This is a genomic window from Tahibacter harae (assembly GCF_024437735.1).
GTDB classification, from domain to species: Bacteria; Pseudomonadota; Gammaproteobacteria; order Xanthomonadales; family Rhodanobacteraceae; genus Tahibacter; species Tahibacter harae.
In genome coordinates this window covers 1-20,464 of sequence record NZ_JANFQO010000038.1, presented here as the reverse complement: position 1 = coordinate 20,464, position 20,464 = coordinate 1, and the positions used below count along the sequence as shown (strand labels likewise).

The 20,464-nt window shown below is 71.6% G+C and carries 2 protein-coding genes; both read left to right on the top strand.

Annotated elements, in window-relative coordinates; translation table 11 throughout:
* The first annotated feature begins 48 nt into the window (after positions 1 to 48).
* Entirely contained in the window at positions 49 to 13,026 is a 12,978-nt protein-coding gene (locus NM961_RS23125; RefSeq protein WP_255916797.1) for an SDR family NAD(P)-dependent oxidoreductase, read from the top strand.
* Between the two features lie 448 nt (positions 13,027 to 13,474).
* Positions 13,475 to 20,464 (top strand): SDR family NAD(P)-dependent oxidoreductase (locus tag NM961_RS23120; RefSeq protein WP_255916796.1); only part of this gene is annotated, 6,990 nt, incomplete at its 3' end.

Here is a 20,464-nt window from a genome sequence, read left to right as displayed (position 1 = left end):
GCGCCGCTGCGCGCGGCGGCGGCGGCGCCCAGCCGCAGCGCGCCGGCCGTGCCGGCGGCGCGCTTTGCCGTCCCCGCACCGGCAGCGCCGGGCGGCGGACGCGGCGGCGACATCGCCATCATCGGCGTGGCCGGGCGCTATCCCGAAGCGGCCGATCTGGATGCGTTCTGGAACAACCTGCGCGACGGCCGCGACTGCGTGCGCGAAATCCCGCCGCAACGCTGGGATTACAGCGCCTACGCAGCCAAGCCCGTACAGGGCAAGGCCTACTGCCGCTGGGGCGGTTTCCTCGACGGCGTGGACGAATTCGACCCGCTGTTCTTCGGCATCTCGCCGCGCGAGGCGATGATTACCGACCCGCAGGAACGCCTGTTCCTGCAATGCGCGTTCGCCGCGCTGGAAGACGCCGGCTATACCCGCGCCGCGCTTGCCCAGTCGGTGCAGGGCGAGGTCGGCGTGTATGTCGGCGTGATGTACGAGGAATACCCGTACTACGGCGTCGAGGCGCAGCAGGCCGGCGTGCCAATCGCGCTGTCGGGCAGCCCGGCCTCGATCGCGAACCGGGTGTCGTACTTCTGCGACTTCCACGGCCCCAGCGTCGCGGTCGACAGCATGTGCTCGTCCTCGCTGGCCACGGTGCATTTCGCCTGCGAGGCGCTGCAGCGCGGCGACTGTGCGCTGGCCCTGGCCGGCGGCGTGAATGTGTCCATCCACCCGAACAAGTACCTGACCCTGCAGCAGGGCCAGTTCTCCGCCAGCAACGGCCGCTGCGAAAGCTTCGGCCGCGGCGGCGACGGCTATGTGCCGGGCGAGGGCGTGGGCGCGGTGCTGCTCAAGCCGCTGCGCCAGGCCGAGGCGGACGGCGATTACATCCACGCTGTAATCAAGGCCAGCGCGATCAACCACGGCGGCCGTACCAACGGCTATACCGTGCCCAACCCAGCCGCCCAGGCCCAGGTCATCGCGCGGGCGCTGCAGCGCGCCGGCGTCGAGCCGGCCTGGATCAGCTATGTCGAGGCGCACGGCACCGGCACGACCCTGGGCGACCCCATCGAGATCACCGGTCTGGGCAAGGCCTTCGGCGCGGAAGGACTGCCGCGGCAGTCGATTCATGTCGGTTCGGTCAAATCCAATATCGGCCACTGCGAAAGCGCGGCCGGCATCGCCGGCATCAGCAAGGTGCTGCTGCAGCTGCGGCACGGACAGATCGTGCCGTCGCTGCATTCGGCCCAGCTCAATCCGAACATCGATTTCGCCGACTCGCCGTTCGTGGTGCCGCAGGCGCTGACCGAGTGGACGCGGCCGCGGGTCGGCGGACAGGAACGCCCGCGCATCGCCGGCGTGTCCTCGTTCGGCGCCGGCGGCGCCAATGCCCACGTGGTGCTGGCCGAGTACGTGCACGCCGATGCTGCGCCGGAAGACAGCGGCGCCCAGCTGTTCGTGCTGTCGGCACGCACCGCCGAGCAGTTGCGCCAGCGTGCGCGGCAGCTCGCCGATGCGCTGGCCGCCGGCCTGGCCGCGGCGGCGCGGGCGGCGGATATCGCCTACACCCTGCAGACCGGCCGCGATGCGCTGGCCGAACGCCTGGCCGTGGTCGCCACGGACAAGGCCGGACTGGCGCAGAAGCTGGCGCGTTTCCTCGACGGCGGCGCAAATCCGGCCGAGGGCATTTATCAAGGCCAGGCGCGCAGCGGCCCGGCCCGGCCCGGCGACGGCACCGACCCGCAGACACACTGGATGGCGCAGGGCGCGCTGGACAAGCTGGCCGAGGCCTGGACCGGTGGCGGCACCGTTGACTGGCATCGGCTGCACCCGTCGCCGCGCCGGCGCGTGCCGCTGCCGACCTATCCGTATGCGCGGCAGCGCTACTGGTATACCGATCTGGCCGGCGGCGTGGCCGGTGGCGGCGCGGCCGCTGCGCCGGCCGCCACCGCGGCGGCGAGTGTCGCGGCGGCGTCGGCCGTACCCGCTGCGGCGGTGAAGCGTGCCGTCATCGCGCCGGCGCCTGTGCCGGATGCGGCGGCGGCTGTCCCGCCCGTGCCGGCGGCAGCGCCGACGGCTGGCGCCAAGCCACGCGGTGTCGCCCTGAGCAGCCTGAGCGCGGCGCCCGCGGTCCGCTCCGCACCTACCGTCGCCGCCGGCATCGCACCGGCCGGCGGCATTCCTGTCGCCGCACCGGGTTCCGGCGGAGCGGCTTCCCCTGTGACACCAGCTGACGCGGCCCGGGCCGCGCCGTCGAGGTCGCGCGTGAACACCCCTGTACGCAGCCTCGAACAGATCGAGGACATTCTTGTCGCCTCCCTGGCCGACGCGCTGTACATGACGGCGGACGAGGTCGATCCCGACCGTTCGTTCCAGGAACTGGGCCTGGATTCGGTCGTCGGCGTCGAATGGATCCGCGTGCTCAACGGCCGCTTCGGCATCGAGCTGGCGGCGACCCGCGTCTACGACTATCCGACCGTGCGCAGCCTGGCCGCGCATATCGCCGCGGCCCTGGGCGATGAGCCGCCGCCGGGTGCGGCCGCGCCGGCGGTCGCCGCGGCTGCACCGGTCGCCGATGCGCTGCCGCCGGTGGCGGCGCCTGGCGCCGCACTGGCCGGCACTGCTGCAGCGGATGCGCCGGCCGCCGCCGCACCGCGCCAGCGCGTCGCCCTGGCGCCGCTGGCGACGGCCGCAGTCGCACCGTTTGCGACGCAGGCCGCTGCTGCAACAGTGCGGCCGCCTGCATCCGCCAATGTGGCCGCCGCTGCGGCAGCGGCGGTTGCTGCACCGGCCGCTGCCGGCGCGGCAACCAAGGCCGCGCCGGCTTCGCTGGCCGCGATCGAAGCGGCGCTGATCGAAACGCTTGCCGAAGCGCTCTACATGGCGCCCGAGGACATAGACCCGGAACGGCCGTTCACCGATCTGGGGCTGGATTCGGTCGTCGGCGTCGAGTGGATACGTTCGATCAACCAGCGCCTGGGCGTGGATCTCGCCGCGGCGCGGCTGTATGACTTCCCCAGCGTGACCGCGCTGGCCGCGCACGTGCTGGCGCTGGGATCCGCTGCCGCCGCGCCCACCGCGGGGGCGGCGGTTGCTGTAGCTCCCGCACCCGTATCGCCGGCGCCGCCCGCGTCCTCCGCACCGGCCCGCGCCGCCGCGCCGGTCGTGCTGCCGCCGCTACCTGCGGCAGCGCCGCCGGCTGCCCCGGCGCCCGCTGCCGCATCGGACGCAGTTGCCGCCGCCGCGCCGGCTTCCGCCCCGGCAGCCAGCCGGCCCGTCGCAGCCAGCCCGGCCAGCCAGGCCCCGCGCCCGGCCGGTACGCGCGCCGACGCCATCGCCGTCGTCGGCATGGCCGCGCGCTATCCCGGTGCGGCCGACCTGGATGCGTACTGGAACAATCTCGCCGCGGGCGTCTGCAGCATCGTTGAGGTGCCGCGCGAACGCTGGGACATGGATGCCTACTACGACCCGCAGCTGCAGAAAGGCGGCAAGATCTACTGCCGCTGGCTGGGCGCGCTGGACGAGGTCGACCGTTTCGATTCGCTGTTCTTCAACATCTCGCCGGCCGAAGCCGACCTGATGGACCCGCAGCAGCGCCTGTTCCTGGAGCAGGCCTATGCCGCCTTTGAGGACGCCGGCTTCGCGCCGCAGCAGCTCAGCAACCGCAAGTGCGGCACCTACCTCGGCATCATGGGCAATGAATACAGCCTGCTGCTGCAGAAGGTCGGCCTGGGCGACGCCACCGGCAACAGCGCCGCCATCGCCGCGGCGCGCATCGCCTATCACCTGAACCTGAAAGGGCCGGCCATCTCCATCGACACGGCCTGTTCCTCCTCCCTGGTCGCGACCCACCTGGCCTGCCAGGCCCTGCGCGGCGGCGAGATCGACATGGCTCTGGTCGGCGGCGTCACCCTGTACCTGGCGCCGGAGTCCTATATCGGCATGTGCGCCGCCGGCATGCTGTCGCCGGAAGGCCGCTGCAAGACCTGCGACAACGGCGCCAACGGCTTCGTGCCGGGCGAGGGCGCTGCGGCGCTGGTGCTGCGCCGCCTCGACGATGCGCTGGCCAACGACGAGCGCATCCATGGCCTGATTATCGCCTCGGGCATCAACCAGGACGGCAAGACCAACGGCATCACCGCGCCCAGCGTGGTCAGCCAGACCGAGCTGGAGCGCGAGGTCTACACCCGTTTCGGCATCGACCCCGACGGCATCAGCTGCGTGGAGATGCACGGCACCGGTACCAAGCTCGGCGATCCGGTGGAGCTGGAGGCGCTGGCCACGGTGTTTTCCGAACGTACCGCGCGGCGCAATTTCTGCGCGCTGGGTTCGGTCAAGAGCAATGTCGGCCATACCTCGGCCGCGGCCGGCCTGGCCGGCGTGCACAAAGTGCTGCTGCAGCTGCGCCACGGCCAGCTCGCGCCCAGCCTGCATTTCAGCACGCCGAACGAGCACTTCGATTTCGCGCGCTCGCCGTTCTACGTCAACACCGCGCTGCGGCCGTGGCCGGCGACGGCGCAGCCGCGCCGGGCCGCGGTCAGTTCCTTCGGCTACAGCGGCACCAACGCGCATCTGGTGATCGAGGAGTTCCGCCCGGCGCCGGCGGCACGTACACCCTGGTCGGCCGGCACGCCGGTGCTGATCGCGTTCTCGGCCAAGACCGAGCAGCAGCGCGAGGACCAGGCGCGCCGCCTGCGCGCGTTCCTCGCCGCCCATCCCGCGACGGACCTGGCCGCGCTGGCCTGGACCCTGCAGAGCGGCCGCGACGTGTTCAACCACCGCCTGGCCCTGGCCGCCGATTCGGCCGATGCCGCGATCGCCGGGCTGGATGCCTTCCTGCGCGGCGAGGATTACAGCGGCCTGTACGTCGGTTCCGTGCGCCGCGGCCGTGTGGCCGCCGAAGACGATGAGGACACCGCGCTGCTGCTGCAGTCCTGGCTGCAGCGCCGCCGCCTGGACAAGCTGGCCGAAGCCTGGACCAAAGGCACGGCGCTGGACTGGCGCGCGCTGTATCCGGCGCCGCCGCCGCAGCGCATCTCGCTGCCCGGCTACCCGTTCGCGCGCGAGCGCCACTGGATGCCGCAGGCCGCACCCGCCGCAGCCGTGGCCGTGGCCGCACAGACGTCGCAGGTGTCACAGACGGCGGGCGCGCTGCATCCGCTGTTGCAGGCCAATACCTCCGGCATCAGCCAGGTGCGCTTCAGTGCGCGCTTCGACGGCAGCGAAGCGTTTCTCGCCGATCACCGCATCGGCCAGGCCAGCCTGCTGCCCGGCGTGTGCTATCTGGAAATGGCGCGCGCCGGCTACGTGGCGGCGACCGACGCAGCCCAGTCCGGCGCGGTCGTGCTCAGGGACGTGGTGTTCCTGCAGCCGGCCTGGGCTGGCACGGGCGGGCTGTCGCTGCAGCTGGGGCTGCGCGCACGCGGCGGCGATGAACTCGATTTCGACGTGCGCAGCACCGATGCGGCGCAGACCCTGCACGCACAGGGCCGCGCCGGCCGCCAGGCCGTGGCCGCGACCCGGCTGGACCTGGCCGCGCTGCGCGCGGCCGCGTCCGAGCCGTTGAGCGGCGAACAGTGCTACGCCCAGTTTGCCGCGGCGGGCTTCGCCTACGGCCCCAGCCACCGCGGCCTGCATCGCGTTGCGCTGGGCCGCGGCGGCGACGGCGACTTCGCCCTCGCCGAAATCAGCCTGGCCACGCCGCCGGCTGCCGCCTACGTGCTGGAACCCGGCCGCCTGGATGCGGTGCTGCAGGCCAGCCTGCCGCTGCTGCAGCGCGCCGGCCTCGCCGGTGGACTGCCGTTCGCGCTGGACCGGGCCGAAATTCTCGCCGCGCTGCCGGCGCGCTGCTTTGCCCATCTGCGCTGGAGCCCGGGCCATTCCGCCGCCGCGGCGCTGCCCAAGCTCGACATTGATGTCAGCGATGCCGACGGCAGCGTGGTGCTGCGCCTGCGCGGCTTCAGCCTGCGCAGTGCCGCCGCGCCGTCCGCCGGCGCCGCGGCGCCGCCGTCCGCGGCAACGCCCGCACAGGCCGCACAGGCCGTGCGCGCAGGGCAGGGCGAGCTGACCGGCCCGGTCATGCTGCTGCCGCGCTGGGAGGCACAGCTGCCGCCGCTGACCGAAGCCTGGCCGGCCGCCGCTGCCACGCTGCTCGTGGTCGGCGGCAGCGAGGCACAGCGCCGGCAGCTGGCGCTGCGCCACAGCCGCGTGCACGAACTGCCGCCGCAGGCGCTGGCATCGGTGGACAGCCTGCGGGCCGCGCTGGCCGCGCTGCCGGCGCTGGACCACGTCTGCTGGTTCGTGCCGCCGGCGCCGCTGCACAACGTGCTGGAGGAAAGCCTGGTCACGCGCCAGTCCGAAGGCGTGCTGGCCGGCTTCCGCCTGCTCAAGGCCCTGCTGCAGGCCGGCTACGGCAGCCGCGCGCTGGGCCTGAGCGTGTTCACCGCGCAGACCTTCGGCGTGGAACGCCGCGACGACGCCCATCCGGCCCATGCCAGCGTGCATGGCCTGATCGGCTCGGCGGCCAAGGAATACCCGCACTGGAACGTGCGGCTGGTCGATCTCCCGCTGCACGCCGAGCTGCCGCCGGCGGCGGCCTGGCAATTGCCGCCCGATCCCCAGGGCGACGCCTGGGCCTTCCGTGCCGGCGAGTGGCTGCGCCAGCAGCTGGTACCGGCCGACCTGGCCGCGCCGGCGCAGTCGGCCTACCGCCACGGCGGCGTCTACGTCATCGTCGGCGGCGCCGGCGGCATCGGCGAGGTCTATACCGAATACCTGATCCGCCACTACCAGGCCCACGTCTACTGGATAGGCCGGCGCGAAGCCGATGCCGCGCTCGACGCGCGCCGCCGCCGGCTGGCCGCGCTGGGGCCGGAACCGGTCTACCTGCGCGCCGACGCGACCGACCGCGGCGCGCTGGAACGCTGCCTCGACCACATCCACGAGCGCCACGCCGGCGTACACGGGCTGATCCATTCCGCCATCGTGCTGCTGGACAAGAGCCTGGCCAACATGGACGAGGAACGCTTCCGTGCCGCGCTCGCCGCCAAGGTCGACGTCGGCGTGCGCCTGGCCCAGGTGTTCGGCCGCGAGGAACTGGATTTCGCGCTGTTTTTCTCGTCGCTGCAGAGCTATACCAAGGCCGCCGGGCAGAGCAACTACGCCGCCGGCTGCACCTTCGGCGACGCCTACGCCCAGGCCCTGGCGCAGCGCTGGAGCTGTCCGGTCAAGGTCATCAACTGGGGTTACTGGGGCGGTGTCGGCATCGTCGCGACCGCGGCCTACCAGCAGCGCATGGCCGACTCCGGCATAGGCTCGATCGAGCCGGCCGAAGCCATGGACGCGCTGGAAAAACTGCTCGCCGCGCCGCTGGACCAGGCCGCGCTGATCCATACCACCGATCCGGCCGTGCTGACCCACTGGTGCGCGCCGGCACGCTACCGTGCCGTGGCCGGAGCCCCGGCCAGCCTCACGCCGCTGCGATTGCAGGCTGGCGCGGGTTCCAGCGCCTCGCAGCAGGCGCTGCACGCGCTGGAACAGGCCGAAGGCGAACGCAAGGCTCTGGCCGACGCGGTCGGCGCCGAACTGGCGCGCCTGCTATGGGTGCAGCTGCGCAGCATGGGCCTTTTCGCCACGGCGCAGGTGCAGCTGGCCGAGGAAACCGCCCGCGTCGCGCCGGCCTATGCGCGCTGGCTGGCCCAGGCCGCGCGGCTGCTGCAGCGCAACGGCTACCTGGCCGCGGCGGGCGAGGGCGCCTATCGCGCGACAGCGCTGGCGGACCAGGCTGGCCCGCACACCTGGCCGCAGTGGGAAGCCCAGGCCGCGCAATGGCGCAGCCTGCCCGGACTGGGCAGTCAGGTCGTGCTGATCGAGGCGACCCTGCGCAACCTGCCGGCGATCCTGCAGGGCCGCCTGCCGGCGACCGACGTGCTGTTCCGCGATTCCGCGGTCGACGGCGTGGCCGGCTCCTACCAGGGCCATGCGGGCGCGGATTATTTCAACACCGTGCTCGGCGACATGCTGCTGGCCCTGCTGCAGCAGCGCCGCGATGCGGCCCGCGCCAGCGGCACGCCGCTGCAGCCGCTGCGCATACTCGAAGTCGGCGCCGGCACCGGCAGCACCAGCGCGCTGCTGTTCCACCTGCTGCAGCCGTACCAGCACGAAGTCGGCGAGTACTGCTACACCGATATTTCCCGCGCGTTCCTGATGCACGCCGAGGACAGCTTCGGTCCGCAGTGCCCGTATCTGCGCTGCACCTTGTTCAACGCCGAATTGCCGCTGGCCGGCCAGGACATCGTTCCGGCCAGCTACGACGTGGTTGTCGCGACCAACGTGCTGCACGCCACGCGCGATATCCGCAACACCCTGCGCAATATCAAGGCCTGCCTGGCCCATGGCGGCGTGCTGCTGCTGAACGAGATCAACCAGGACGGCGGCCTGCTCGCCCTGCTGACCTTCGCCTTGCTCAAGGGCTGGTGGCTGTTCGAGGACGAGGCGCTGCGCCTGCCGGGCTGCCCGGCGCTGGACGAGGCCAACTGGCAGCGCGCACTGGAAGGCGAGGGATTCACCGACGTGTTCTTCCCGGCCGAACGCGGCCAGCGCTTCGGCCAGCAGATCGTGGTCGCGGCCAGCGACGGACTGGTGCGCCAGGCGCGCACGGCGGCGCCTGCGCCGCGCGCTACGGCGCAGGCCGCAGCGGCAGCGGCGACTGTCCCGGCCAGGGCCGAGGCTGCACCGGCGGCTCCGGCGGTTGCAGCCGCGTCCGTAGCGGCGGCCATCCCTGTGACGACGGCCGACCCGGCCGCGCGCACCCAGCAGATCGCGGACCTGGTTCGCGACACCATCACCGGCAAGCTCGGCGAAGCGCTGCGCGTGCGCCGCGACCGCATCCACGGCGACGACTCCTTCGCCGATTTCGGCGTGGACTCCATCACCGGCGTCGCCCTGGTACAGGCGATCAACGACGCGCTGGGCATCGAACTGGCCACGACCGCGCTGTTCGAGTTCAACTCGGTCAACGCGCTGGCCGCGCATATCCTGGCCGGCCATGCGGATGCGATCGGCCGGCGCCTGGCGCCAGCGGCGCCGGCCGCGGTTCCGCAACCCGCACCCTCGGCACAGACGGCACCGGCCGCACCGGTTGTCGCCGCAGCGCCGGCGCCTGCGGGCGCGGCACCGGCCGCCGCTGTGGTGGATTCCCAGCGCCTGCACGACCACGTCAAGGACACCATCGCGGAGAAGCTCTGCGAAGGCCTGCGCGTGCGCCGCGACCGCATCCATTTCGACGACGCCTTCGCCGACTACGGGGTGGATTCGATCACCGGCGTCGCCCTGGTGCAGACGCTCAACGCCGCGCTGGGCATCGAACTGGCCACGACGGCGCTGTTCGAGTTCAACTCGGTCAACGCGCTGGCGGCGCATATCCTGGCCAGCTACGGCGATGCGCTGCGCCAGACGCTCGCGGCCGTACCCGCTGCGGCAGCACCGCCTGCCGCGGTACCGGCCACGGGAATTGCTCCCGCGGCCGCGCCTGTCGCGGCCGCCGCTGCGGCGCCGCCCGCGGCAATCCCGGCGGCGGCAGCCGTCGCGACCGCCGCCGCGGCACCGCCTTACGCCTCGGCCGCACCCATCGAATCGAGCACACCCGGCACTGCGGTGCCGGATGACCGGCGCATCGCCGTGGTCGGCATGAGCGGCCGCTTCGCGCGCTCGCCGGACCTGGACGCCCTGTGGACGCACCTGGCCCATGGCACCGACCTGGTCGAGGAAGTCACGCGCTGGGATCTGGACCAGTTCCTGCCGCCGGGCGGCGAGTTCTGCCGCGCCGCGGCGCTGGTGGACGACATCGAGAAGTTCGATGCCCTGTTCTTCAAGATCTCGGGCATGGAAGCGACCTACATGGATCCGCAGCAGCGCCTGTTCCTGGAGGAATGCTGGACAGCGCTGGAAGATGCGGGCTATGCCGGCGACGGCGCGCGCGGCAAGCGCTGCGGCGTCTATGTCGGCTGCGGTGCCGGCGACTATGACAACCTGCTCGGCGACTCCAGCCCGCCGCAGTCGTTCTGGGGCACGGCGGCGTCGATCGTGCCGGCGCGCATCGCCTATTTCCTCGACCTGAAAGGCCCGGCCGTGGCGATAGATACGGCCTGTTCCGCCTCGCTGGTCGCCGCCCACAGCGCCTGCCAGGCATTGTGGTGCAACGACGTCGACCTGGCCCTGGTCGGCGGCGTGCATCTGCAGGCCACGCCGAGCTATTTCCTCGCCACCACCAAGAGCGGCATGTTGTCGCCGCACGGCCGCTGCCACGCCTTCGACGCCCGCGCCGACGGCTTCGTGCCGGGCGAAGGCGTGGGCGTGGTCATCCTCAAGCGCCTGCGCGATGCGCTCGCCGACGGCGATACCGTGCGCGGCGTCATCGTCGCGTCGGGCATCAACCAGGACGGCACCTCCAACGGCATCACCGCCCCCAACGCGGCGGCGCAGGAAAGCCTGATCCGCGAGCTGTACGAGCGCTTCGACATCGACCCGGCGCAGATCCAGCTGGTCGAGGCCCACGGCACCGGCACGCGCCTGGGCGACCCCATCGAGTTCGGCGCGCTGAGCCGCGCCTTCCGCCACCGCACGGCGCTGCGCCGCTACTGCGCGATCGGCTCCATCAAGACCAACCTGGGCCATACCGCGACCACGGCCGGCATCGCCGGCCTGCTCAAGCTGCTGCTGTGCCTGAAACACCGCAAGATCGTGCCGTCGCTGCACTACCGCAACGGCAATCCGCACATCGACTTCGAAACCAGCCCGTTCTTCGTCAACACCGAACTGCGCCGCTGGGACAGCGCCCTTGATGCCAACGGGCGGCCGCTGCCGCGCCGCGCCGCGGTGAGTTCGTTCGGCTTCAGCGGCACCAACGCGCACATGGTGGTCGAGGAAGCGCCGGCGCACGCGCGCGTGCCGCAGGCGCGGCCGGCCTGGCTGGTGGTGCTGTCGGCGCGCACGCGCGAGCAACTGCGCCAGCAGGTCGAAGCGCTGCTCGGCGCGGTCGGACGCGATGCGCAGATGCACGTGGCCGACATCAGCCAGACCCTGCTGCTGGGCCGCAAGCACCTGGCCCAGCGCCTGGCCTGCGTCGCCCGCGACCGCGCCGGGCTGCTCGCCAGCCTGCGCGAATGGCTGGCGGAAGGGCGCTGCGACCAGGTATTCGTCTCGGCCGTCAGCGAAGAGGACTGGCGCGAGCAGGTCGCCCTGCGCGACTACGGCAACCAGTGCATACGCCAGAGCCGCGAGCTGCGCGACGATGCCGAATACCTGCGCAACCTGGCGGCAGTCGCCGACCTGTACGTGCAGAACTACGATCTGCAATTCGAGCTGCTGTTCGCCGGCAGCAATGCCTCGCGCATTCCGCTGCCGACCTACCCATTCCAGCGCAAGAGCTACTGGCCGGCCGGCAGCCCGCTCGCACCGCCGTCGGCGGCCGGCACCGCTGTTGCCGGCGCAAGCGCTGCGCCCGCCGCAGCGGTTGTGAGTCCGGCGCCCGCTGCCGGTGCTCCGGCCGCCGCCGCGCCGTCCCCGGCGTCCGGCACCGCTGCCGGAACCGCCCAGGCGCTGGTGCCGGTATGGGAGCCGCTGGCGGTGCCGGCGGCGTCCAGCCGCGCGCCGCTGCCGGGCCGCACCCTGCTGATCGCCGCGGCGGGCACCGCGCCGGCAGAACTCGAACGGCTGGCCACTCGCTTCGCCGAGGTGCAGCGGCTGGATCCGGCCGTGCTGGCGTCGCCGCCGCGGCTGTCCGCCGCGCTGAGCCAGCTGCAGCAGATCGACCGCGTGGTCTGGATCGCGAACGATCTGCCCCGCGCCGATGTGCTGGACGAGGCCCAGACCCAGCCCCAGCCCACCGGTGTGCTGGCCCTGTTCCGCTTCGTCAAGGCACTGCTCGAACTCAAGTACGCCGGCCGCGCGCTGGACTGGCTGGTCGTGACCTTCCGCACCCAGGCCGTGCACCGCACGCTGGACCGGGTCTGCGCGATCCAGGCCGGCGTGCACGGGCTGGTCGGCTCCATGGCCAAGGAGCATCCGGCCTGGAGCGTACGGCTGGCCGACCTGCCGGCGGCCGGCGCCTGGCCGCTGGACGACCTGCTGGCCCTGCCGGCCGACCGCGCCGGCGATGCGGCCTGCTTCCGCCGCGACGAGTGGTACCGCCAGCGCCTGGTCGCGCTCGACCGCCAGGCGGTGCCCGGCAGCGGCTACCGCCGCGGCGGCAACTACGTGGTGCTGGGCGGTGCCGGCGGTATCGGCGAAGTCTGGACCGAGTGGATGATCCGCAATTATCAGGCGCGCGTGTTCTGGATCGGCCGGCGCGCGCCCGATGCCGCCATCCAGGCCCAGCTCGACCGCCTCGGCCAGCTCGGTCCGCGCCCGGTCTACCTCAGCGCCGACGCGACCGACGCGGCGGCGCTCTGTCACGCCTATGCAGTGATCAAGCGCGATCATCTGGCCGGCGCCGCCATCCACGGGCTGGTCCATTCGGCCATCGTGCTGCAGGACGCGAGCCTCGCCCTGATGGACGAGACGCGCTTCGCCGCCAGCCTGCAGGTCAAGGTGGATGCCAGCGTGCACCTGGTGCAGGCCTTCCGCAGCGAGGAGCTGGATTTCGTGCTGTTCTTCTCCTCCATGCAGTCCTTCTCCAAGGCGCCGGGGCAGGGCAACTACGCCGCCGGCTGCACCTTCAAGGACGCCTACGCGCGCCAGCTCGCGCAGGAACTGCCGTGGCCGGTGCGGGTGATGAACTGGGGCTGGTGGGGCGGCGTGGGCATCGTGTCTTCGGAGGATTACCAGCGGCGCATGGCCCGCCTGGGCATGGGCTCGATCCAGCCGGAGGAAGGCATGCAGGCAGTGCAGGCGCTGGTCGCCGGTTCGGTCGAGCAGATGGCCTTCGTGCGCACGACTTCGCCCGAGGTGCTGCGCGAGCTGCGCGGGCGCGAATCGGTCAGTTGCATGGCCTCCGGCGCGCCTTCGCTGCTGCGCAATCTGAGGAAGCGCATGGAAGGCGCCTGATGCAGTCCGGCGCCGTATTCCAACCCTGCGCCGGGGCCGCCGCGAAGCTGCCGCGGCGGCCTTCGCCGCCGTGCGAGAGCCCGGTCGCGGGGGCTGCGGGGCGGCGCGTACTCGGCTTGACGGTATTGCCACTACAGTTCACAGTCAGGCGACAAACCTTGCATTTCTGCCGCAGCAGGCGTTCGTCGCAATCGTTGCCTTTGCGCCAATGCGCAACCGGCGCACAGCGGCGCAATCGGGGAGGAACCGGCCTGAGCGGCCGCTCCGCCCGTAACGCCAGGCCAACCGGGGGGACGGCCGCGGCGATGGGTGCAATTGGGCGGGTTGTCGCATCTTGCACAAAACCTGACCGTGCCCGGCTTCGCCGGCCGCGCTGCCGCGGGCGGCCGCCGCCCGGGAAGTGCCGGAAAGGCGTTGTGCACAGACAAGTTGCAGATACGGGGCAGTGATGAAGTCGAGCAGCGAGAACGGTCAGGCGGAGCAGGGCGGCGGACAGGAACAGTGGGAGGCGATGCTGGCGGAGCTGATGCTCGCGCAGCTGCAGTCCCTGGGCGTGCTGGCCGATGCCGACTCCGTCGCCGTGGGCGAACTCAAGGCGCGCCTGGCGCCGCTTTACGGTCGCTGGCTCGACGAGAGCCTGCGCGTGCTGACCCTGCAGGGCCGCGTGCAGTCCGCCGCGCCGGATCAGGTTCGGCTCGGCACCGGCGTACGCGATGCCGCCGCGGTCTGGGCCGACTGGGAGGCGCGCAAGGCCGTATGGCTGGCCGATCCGGACCAGGTCGCCCGCATCACGCTCGTCGAGTCCACCCTGCGCGCGCTGCCGGAGATCCTGGCCGGGCGCAAGCTCGCGACCGACGTGCTGTTCCGCCAGTCGTCGATGGACGGCGTGTCGGGCATCTACAAGGACAACACCGGCGCCGATCTCTTCAACAGTGCGATCGCCGACACGGTTGTGGCATATATCGAGGAACGCATCGCGCTGAATCCGGCCGCGCCGCCGCGCATCCGCATCGTCGAAGTCGGCGCCGGCACCGGCGGCACCACGGCACCGGTGCTGCGCAAGCTGTCCAAATACGCCGAGCTGATCGAGGAATACTGCTTCACTGACATCTCGGTGTCGTTCCTGCAGCACGCCGAGAAGCAGTTCGGCCCGGGCAACCCGTTCCTGCGCTACCGCCTGCTCGATGTGGAGCGGCCGATCGAAGGCCAGGACGTGCAGCTGGGCAGCTACGACCTGGCCATCGCCACCAACGTGCTGCACGCCACGCGCAACATCCGCAACACGCTGCGCAACGTGAAGGCCACGCTGCGCCGCAGCGGCCTGCTGCTGCTCAACGAGATGAGCAACAGCGGCGGGCTTTTCGCCCATCTGACCTTCGGCCTGCTGAAAGGCTGGTGGGCCTACGAGGACGACGCGCTGCGCATTCCCGGCTGTCCGGGGCTGTACCCGGAAACCTGGCAGCACGTGCTGCAGAGCGAGGGCTTCGACGCGGTGTACTTCCCGCTGGAGGAATTCCACGCCCTGGGCCAGATGGTCGCGATCGCCGAGAGCGACGGCGTGGTGCGCCAGCGCGAAGCCGAGCCGGCCAGGCCGGTGCGGCGCAAGTCCGCCGCTGCGGCGCCCGTCGCGGCGCCGGCAGCGCAGCCCGACACCGCAGCCGCCACTGCCGCGGCGCCGGCCGCGGCCGCCAGCGGCGTTTCCGCCACGATGGCCGAAGACCACGTCTGCGCGGTGATTATCGACAAGCTGGCCGAAGTGCTGGAGATCGATGCCGAGGATATCTCGCGCACCGAATCCTTCGCCGATTACGGCGTGGATTCGATCAGCGGCGGCCGCCTGGTGCAGCTGATCAACGCCGGCCTGGGCATAGAGCTGGAAACGATCAGCCTGTTCGACTATGCCTCGGTCAAGAAACTGGCCGGGCTGATCCTGTCGCGCTTCGGCGCGCAGATCGCGGCCGGCCTGGGCCTGGAGGCGCAGGCTGCAGCACCCGCCGCCGCGCCGGCTGCGGCAGCGGCACCCGCCCCGGCACCCGCCGCGCCGCGCAACGCATTCGGCAGCAGCGATCTGCCGGGCGGCCGCGAACCGGTCGCGGTGATCGGCATTGCCGGCCGTTTCGCCCAGTCGCGCACGCCGGCCGAACTGTGGCGCCATCTCGTCGAAGGGCGCGACCTGGTCGAGGAAGTCGGCCGCTGGAGCCTGGGCGAGGACGCCCAGCTCACACCCAACGGCGGCTTTCTTTCCGGGCTGGCTGAATTCGATCCGCTGTTTTTCAACATCTCCGGCATCGAAGCCACCTACATGGACCCGCAGCAGCGCCTGTTCCTGCAGGAGAGCTGGCGCGCGCTGGAAGATTCCGGCTACGCCGGCTCGGGCGAGCGCGAACGCAACTGGGGCGTCTACGTAGGCACGGAATCCTCGGGCGAATACGCCCAGCTGTTCAGCGGCGAACCGCCGGCCCAGGCACTGTGGGGCAACAACGTCGCCACGCTGCCGGCGCGCCTGTCGTATTTCCTCGATCTGCAGGGCCCGGCCGTCACCATCAACACGGCCTGTTCCAGCTCGCTGGTGGCGATACACCACGCGGTGCAGGGGCTGTGGCTGGGCGATGTCGAAATGGCCATCGCCGGCGGCGTCACCCTGCACATGACGCCGACCGGCTACACCAGTCTGAGCCGCGCCGGCATGCTGTCCGCCGACGGCCGCTGCTACACCTTCGACGACCGCGCCAACGGCTTCGTGCCGGCCGAGGCGGTAGGCGCCGTGGTGCTCAAGCGCCTGAGCAACGCCGAGGCCGACGGCGACCACGTCTACGGCGTGATCCGCGGCTCGGCGCTGAACCAGGACGGCACCACCAACGGCATCACCGCGCCCAGCGGCAACGCGCAGGAGCGCCTGGAGCGCTACGTCTACGACACCTTCGCGCTGGATCCGGCCCGGCTGCAGATGGTCGAGGCCCACGGCACCGCGACCGAGCTGGGCGATCCGATCGAGTTCAGCGCGCTGACCCGCGCATTCCGCCACTACACCGACAAGCGCAACTACTGCGCGATCGGCTCGATCAAGACCAACATCGGCCACGCCACCGCGGCGGCCGGCTTCGTCGGCCTGGTCAAGGTGCTGCTGTCGCTGAAGCACCGCCAGATACCGGCCTCGCTGAATTACCGCAACGCCAATCCCAAGCTCAACGTCGAGGCCAGCCCGTTCTACATCAACACGGCGCTGCGCGAGTGGGAACCGCAGCGCGACGCGCACGGCGCGGCGCTGCCGCGCCAGGCGGCGCTGAGTTCCTTCGGCATGAGCGGCACCAACGCGCACATGGTGCTGGAAGAATCGCCGCTGCAGGCGCGTACGCCGCCGGCGCTGCCGGGCCAGCTGATCGTGCTGTCGGCCCGCACCGAGGACCAGCTGCAGCAGCAGGCGCGCCAGCTGCTGGACTACCTGCGCGGCGACGACGTGGCCGCGCTGGGCAATATCGCCTACACCCTGCTGCTGGGGCGGCGCCACCTGAGCCATCGCCTGGCCTGCGTCGCACGCAGCCGCGAAGACCTGGAAAACCTGCTGCAGCGCTGGCTCGACAAGGGCAGCGCCAGCCAGGTCTATGCCGGCAAGTTCAACGAAAAGCAGCGCCGCGAACAGCCGGCGCTGAAGCGCTACGCCCAGGACTGCCTGCAACGCTGCCGCAGTGGACTGCCGGCCGCCGAGCACCTGGAATGCCTGGCGACGGCGGCCGATCTGCACGTGCAGGGCTACGAACTGGATTTTGCGCAGTTGTTCACTGCGCAGCAGTATTCGCGCGTCAGCCTGCCCGGCTATCCGTTCGCGCGCGAGACCTACTGGGTCGCCGCCGCCGCGCCGGAGGCCGCACCGCGCGGCACCGCCGCCGCCGCGCAGCTGCACCCGCTGGTACACCAGAACACGTCGGTGCTGGACGGCCAGCGTTTCCGCAGCCGCTTCCTCGGCGACGAGACCTGCCTCGCCGCGGGTACGGCCGGGCGCGAGCTGCCGCACGCGCTGCTGCCGGCCCTGGGCACCGCCGCGCTGCACCTGGCCCAGGCCTTCGGCGCGGCGGCCGCGCCGGTGCAATGGCGCGAACTGGCCTGGGCCCAGCCGCTGGAAGGGGCGGATTTTCCGCTCACGCTGGAGGTGGAGCTGTACCGCGCCGGGCGCGACCAGATCGGCCTGGAAATCTATCGCGAAGACGGCGCCGCGCGCCGCGTGCTGGCGCAAGGCAAGGCCAGTGCCGCGCTGCCGTCTGCGCCTGCTGCGCTGGACCTGGGCGTGCTGCAGTCGCAGGGCAGTGCGGCGCCTGCGCCGCCGCAGCGCCTGGGCAAGCTGTCGCAGCTGCGGCTGGCCGGCCCCGACTTCCTCGCGCTGGCACGGCTGGAACTGTCCGCGGCGGCTTCCGCCGATACCGCGCTGGCCCAGCTCGAACTGCTCGACGCCGGCCTGCACCTGATCGACACCGCCGCCCCGCTGGGCGATGCGCGATGGCAGCCGCTGAGCCTGGCCGCACTGCATACTTACCGGCCTGTGCCGGCTGCGCTGTGGCTGCTGCTGCGTGCGGCGGGCGAGGCGCGCTACGACCTGATCGCCTGCGACGAACGCGGCGACATCGTGGTATCGGCCGATGCGCTCGCGGTCACTGCCGTCAGCGCAACTGTCCGCGCGCAGGGCGCCGCTGCAGCAGCTCCTGAGGCCGCCGACCTGCTGCTGCTCGCACCAGGCACCGTGGCCGCCGCCGCGCCGGACCTGCCCAGTCCCGCCGCAGTCCATGTCGTGCGGCTCTGCGCCGTCGGCGAGGCGGCACAGCTCGCCGCGTTGCGCGCGGCGCTGCCCCAGGCAGACTGCGATCTGCTGGATGCGGGCGAAGGCGACGTGACGCAGCGTTTCGCCCAGGCCGCGGCCGCGCTGCTGGATACGATACGGCAGGTGCTGGCCGATCATGCCCGCGGCGATATCGTGCTGCAGGTCGTGGTGCCGGCGCAGTCCGCCGACGCGGGCCTGCGCGGTCTGTCCGGCCTGCTCAAGTCCGTGCACCTGGAACAGCCGCGCCTGCGCACGCAACTGATCGTGGTTGCGCCCGGCGTCGCTGCCGCGGAGCTGGCCGCCAGGCTGCGCGTGGACCTGCCTGCGCGCGACGACAGCCTGGTCGATTACGGCGCAGGCAGCCGCACGGTCGAATACCTGCGAGAACTGACGCCGCCGGCGGCCGCGCCGGTGGTCTGGCGCGAAGGCGGCGTCTATCTGATCAGCGGCGGCGCCGGCGGACTGGGCCAGTTCTTCGCCCGCGACATTGCCAGCCACCTGCAGGCGGCGACGGTCGTGCTGACCGGCCGCACGCCGGCCAGCGCGGCGCGCCATGCCGAGATCGCCGCACTGCAGCAGGCGGGCGTACGCATCGAATATGCCGCGCTCGACGTGGCCGACCGTGCCGCCGTAGCCGCCTTCGTCGCCGATCTGCTTGCGCGCCACGGCCGCCTGGATGGTGTGATCCATTCCGCCGGCGTGCTCGAAGACAGCTTCCTGCAGCACAAGGACCGCGCCAATATCGCGCGCGTGTTCGCGCCCAAGATCGACGGCGCGGCGGCGCTGGATGAAGCCACCGCCGGCATCGCGCTGGATTTCTTCGTGCTGTTCGCCGCCGCGGCCGGCGTGTTCGGCAATGTCGGCCAGAGCGACTACGCTGCTGCGAACGCCTATCTCGACAGTTTCGCCGCGGTGCGCCAGCGCCAGGTGGAAGCCGGCCTGCGCCACGGCCGCAGCCTGGCGATCGACTGGCCGCTGTGGGCCGAAGGCGGCATGCGCATGCCCGAATCCAGCGTCGCCGCGATGCGCGAAATGCACGGCCTGTGGCCGCTGCCGGCCGCGCCGGGCGTACGCGCGTTCCACCGCGCGCTGGCCTGCGCCGCGCCGCAGGTGCTGGTGCTCTACGGCGAGCCCACCCGGCTGCGCCGCCAGTTCCTGCAACTGGCGACGGCGAAGACCGCGCCGATCACCGCCGCCGCGCCGGTGCGCGCGCACAGTGAAAATGTAGACAAGGCGGCACTGCGCGAGCGCGTGCTGCACAAGCTCAAGGCCATCTTCGCCCGGGTCGCCAAGCTCGCCCTCAGCGACATCGACGGCGACGAGCCGCTGGAAAAATACGGCATCGATTCCATCCTGGTCACCCAGCTGAACCAGGAATTCGGCGCGGTGTTCGGCGAGCTGTCCAAGACCCTGCTGTACGAATACCAGAGCCTGGGCGAACTGGCCGGCCATTTCGTCGCCGAGCACGAAGCTGCCTGCGTGGCCTGGTGCGAAGCCGCTCCCTCGGCAGCGGCGCCGGCCGCGAAGGCCGCCATGGGGGCGGCGGTGACGCGCGGCGGTGCGGCGCAGGTGCTGCGTTCCTGGCGCGAAGGCGTGCCGGTCCGCAGCGGCTGGGCGCCGCAGCAGCGCGAGCCCATCGCCATCATCGGCCTGACCGGCCGCTATCCGCAGGCGCCGGACCTGGCCGCGTTCTGGCACAACCTGCGCGAAGGGCGCGACTGCATCAGCGAGATTCCGGCCGGGCGCTGGAACGCCGACAAGTACTACGAACCCGACCGCGAGACCGCGATCTTCAGCGGCAAGTACTACGCCAAATCCGGCGGTTTCCTCGAAGGTTTCGACGAGTTCGATCCGCTGTTCTTCGGCGTCGCGCCGCGCGAAGCCTACGACATGGATCCGCAGGAGCGGCTGTTCACGCAGTCCTGCTGGGCCACGCTGGAAGACGCCGGCTATACGCGCGAGCGCTTGGCGGCGCAGCACAAGCGCAATGTCGGCGTGTTCGCCGGCATCACCAAGACCGGTTTCGAGCTGCACGGCCCGCAGCTGATGGCCGACGGCGAGGGTGTGTTCCCGCATACCTCGTTCGGTTCCATGGCCAACCGCGTGTCCTATCTGCTGAACCTGTCCGGTCCCAGCATGCCGGTGGATACGATGTGTTCGTCCTCGCTGACGGCGATCCACGAAGCCTGCGAACACCTGTACCGCGGCGAGTGCGAACTGGCCCTGGCCGGTGGCGTGAATCTCTACTTGCACGCCTCCAACTTCATCAGTCTCGCGACCCAGCGCATGCTGGCCAGCGACGGCCGCTGCCGCAGCTTCGGTGCGGGCGGGGACGGTTTCGTGCCGGGCGAGGGGGTGGGCACGGTGCTGCTCAAGCCGCTGTCGGCGGCGCAGCGCGACGGCGACAGCATTTATGCGCTGATCCGCGGCACGGCGATCAACCACGGCGGCAAGACCAACGGTTATACGGTGCCGAGTCCGGTGTCGCAGGCCGAGGTGGTGCGCGCGGCGCTGGACAAGGGCGGCGTCAATGCGGCGGACGTGAGCTATATCGAAGCGCACGGCACGGGGACCTCGCTCGGCGATCCGATCGAGATTACCGGCCTGAGCCAGGCCTTCGGCCGCGAT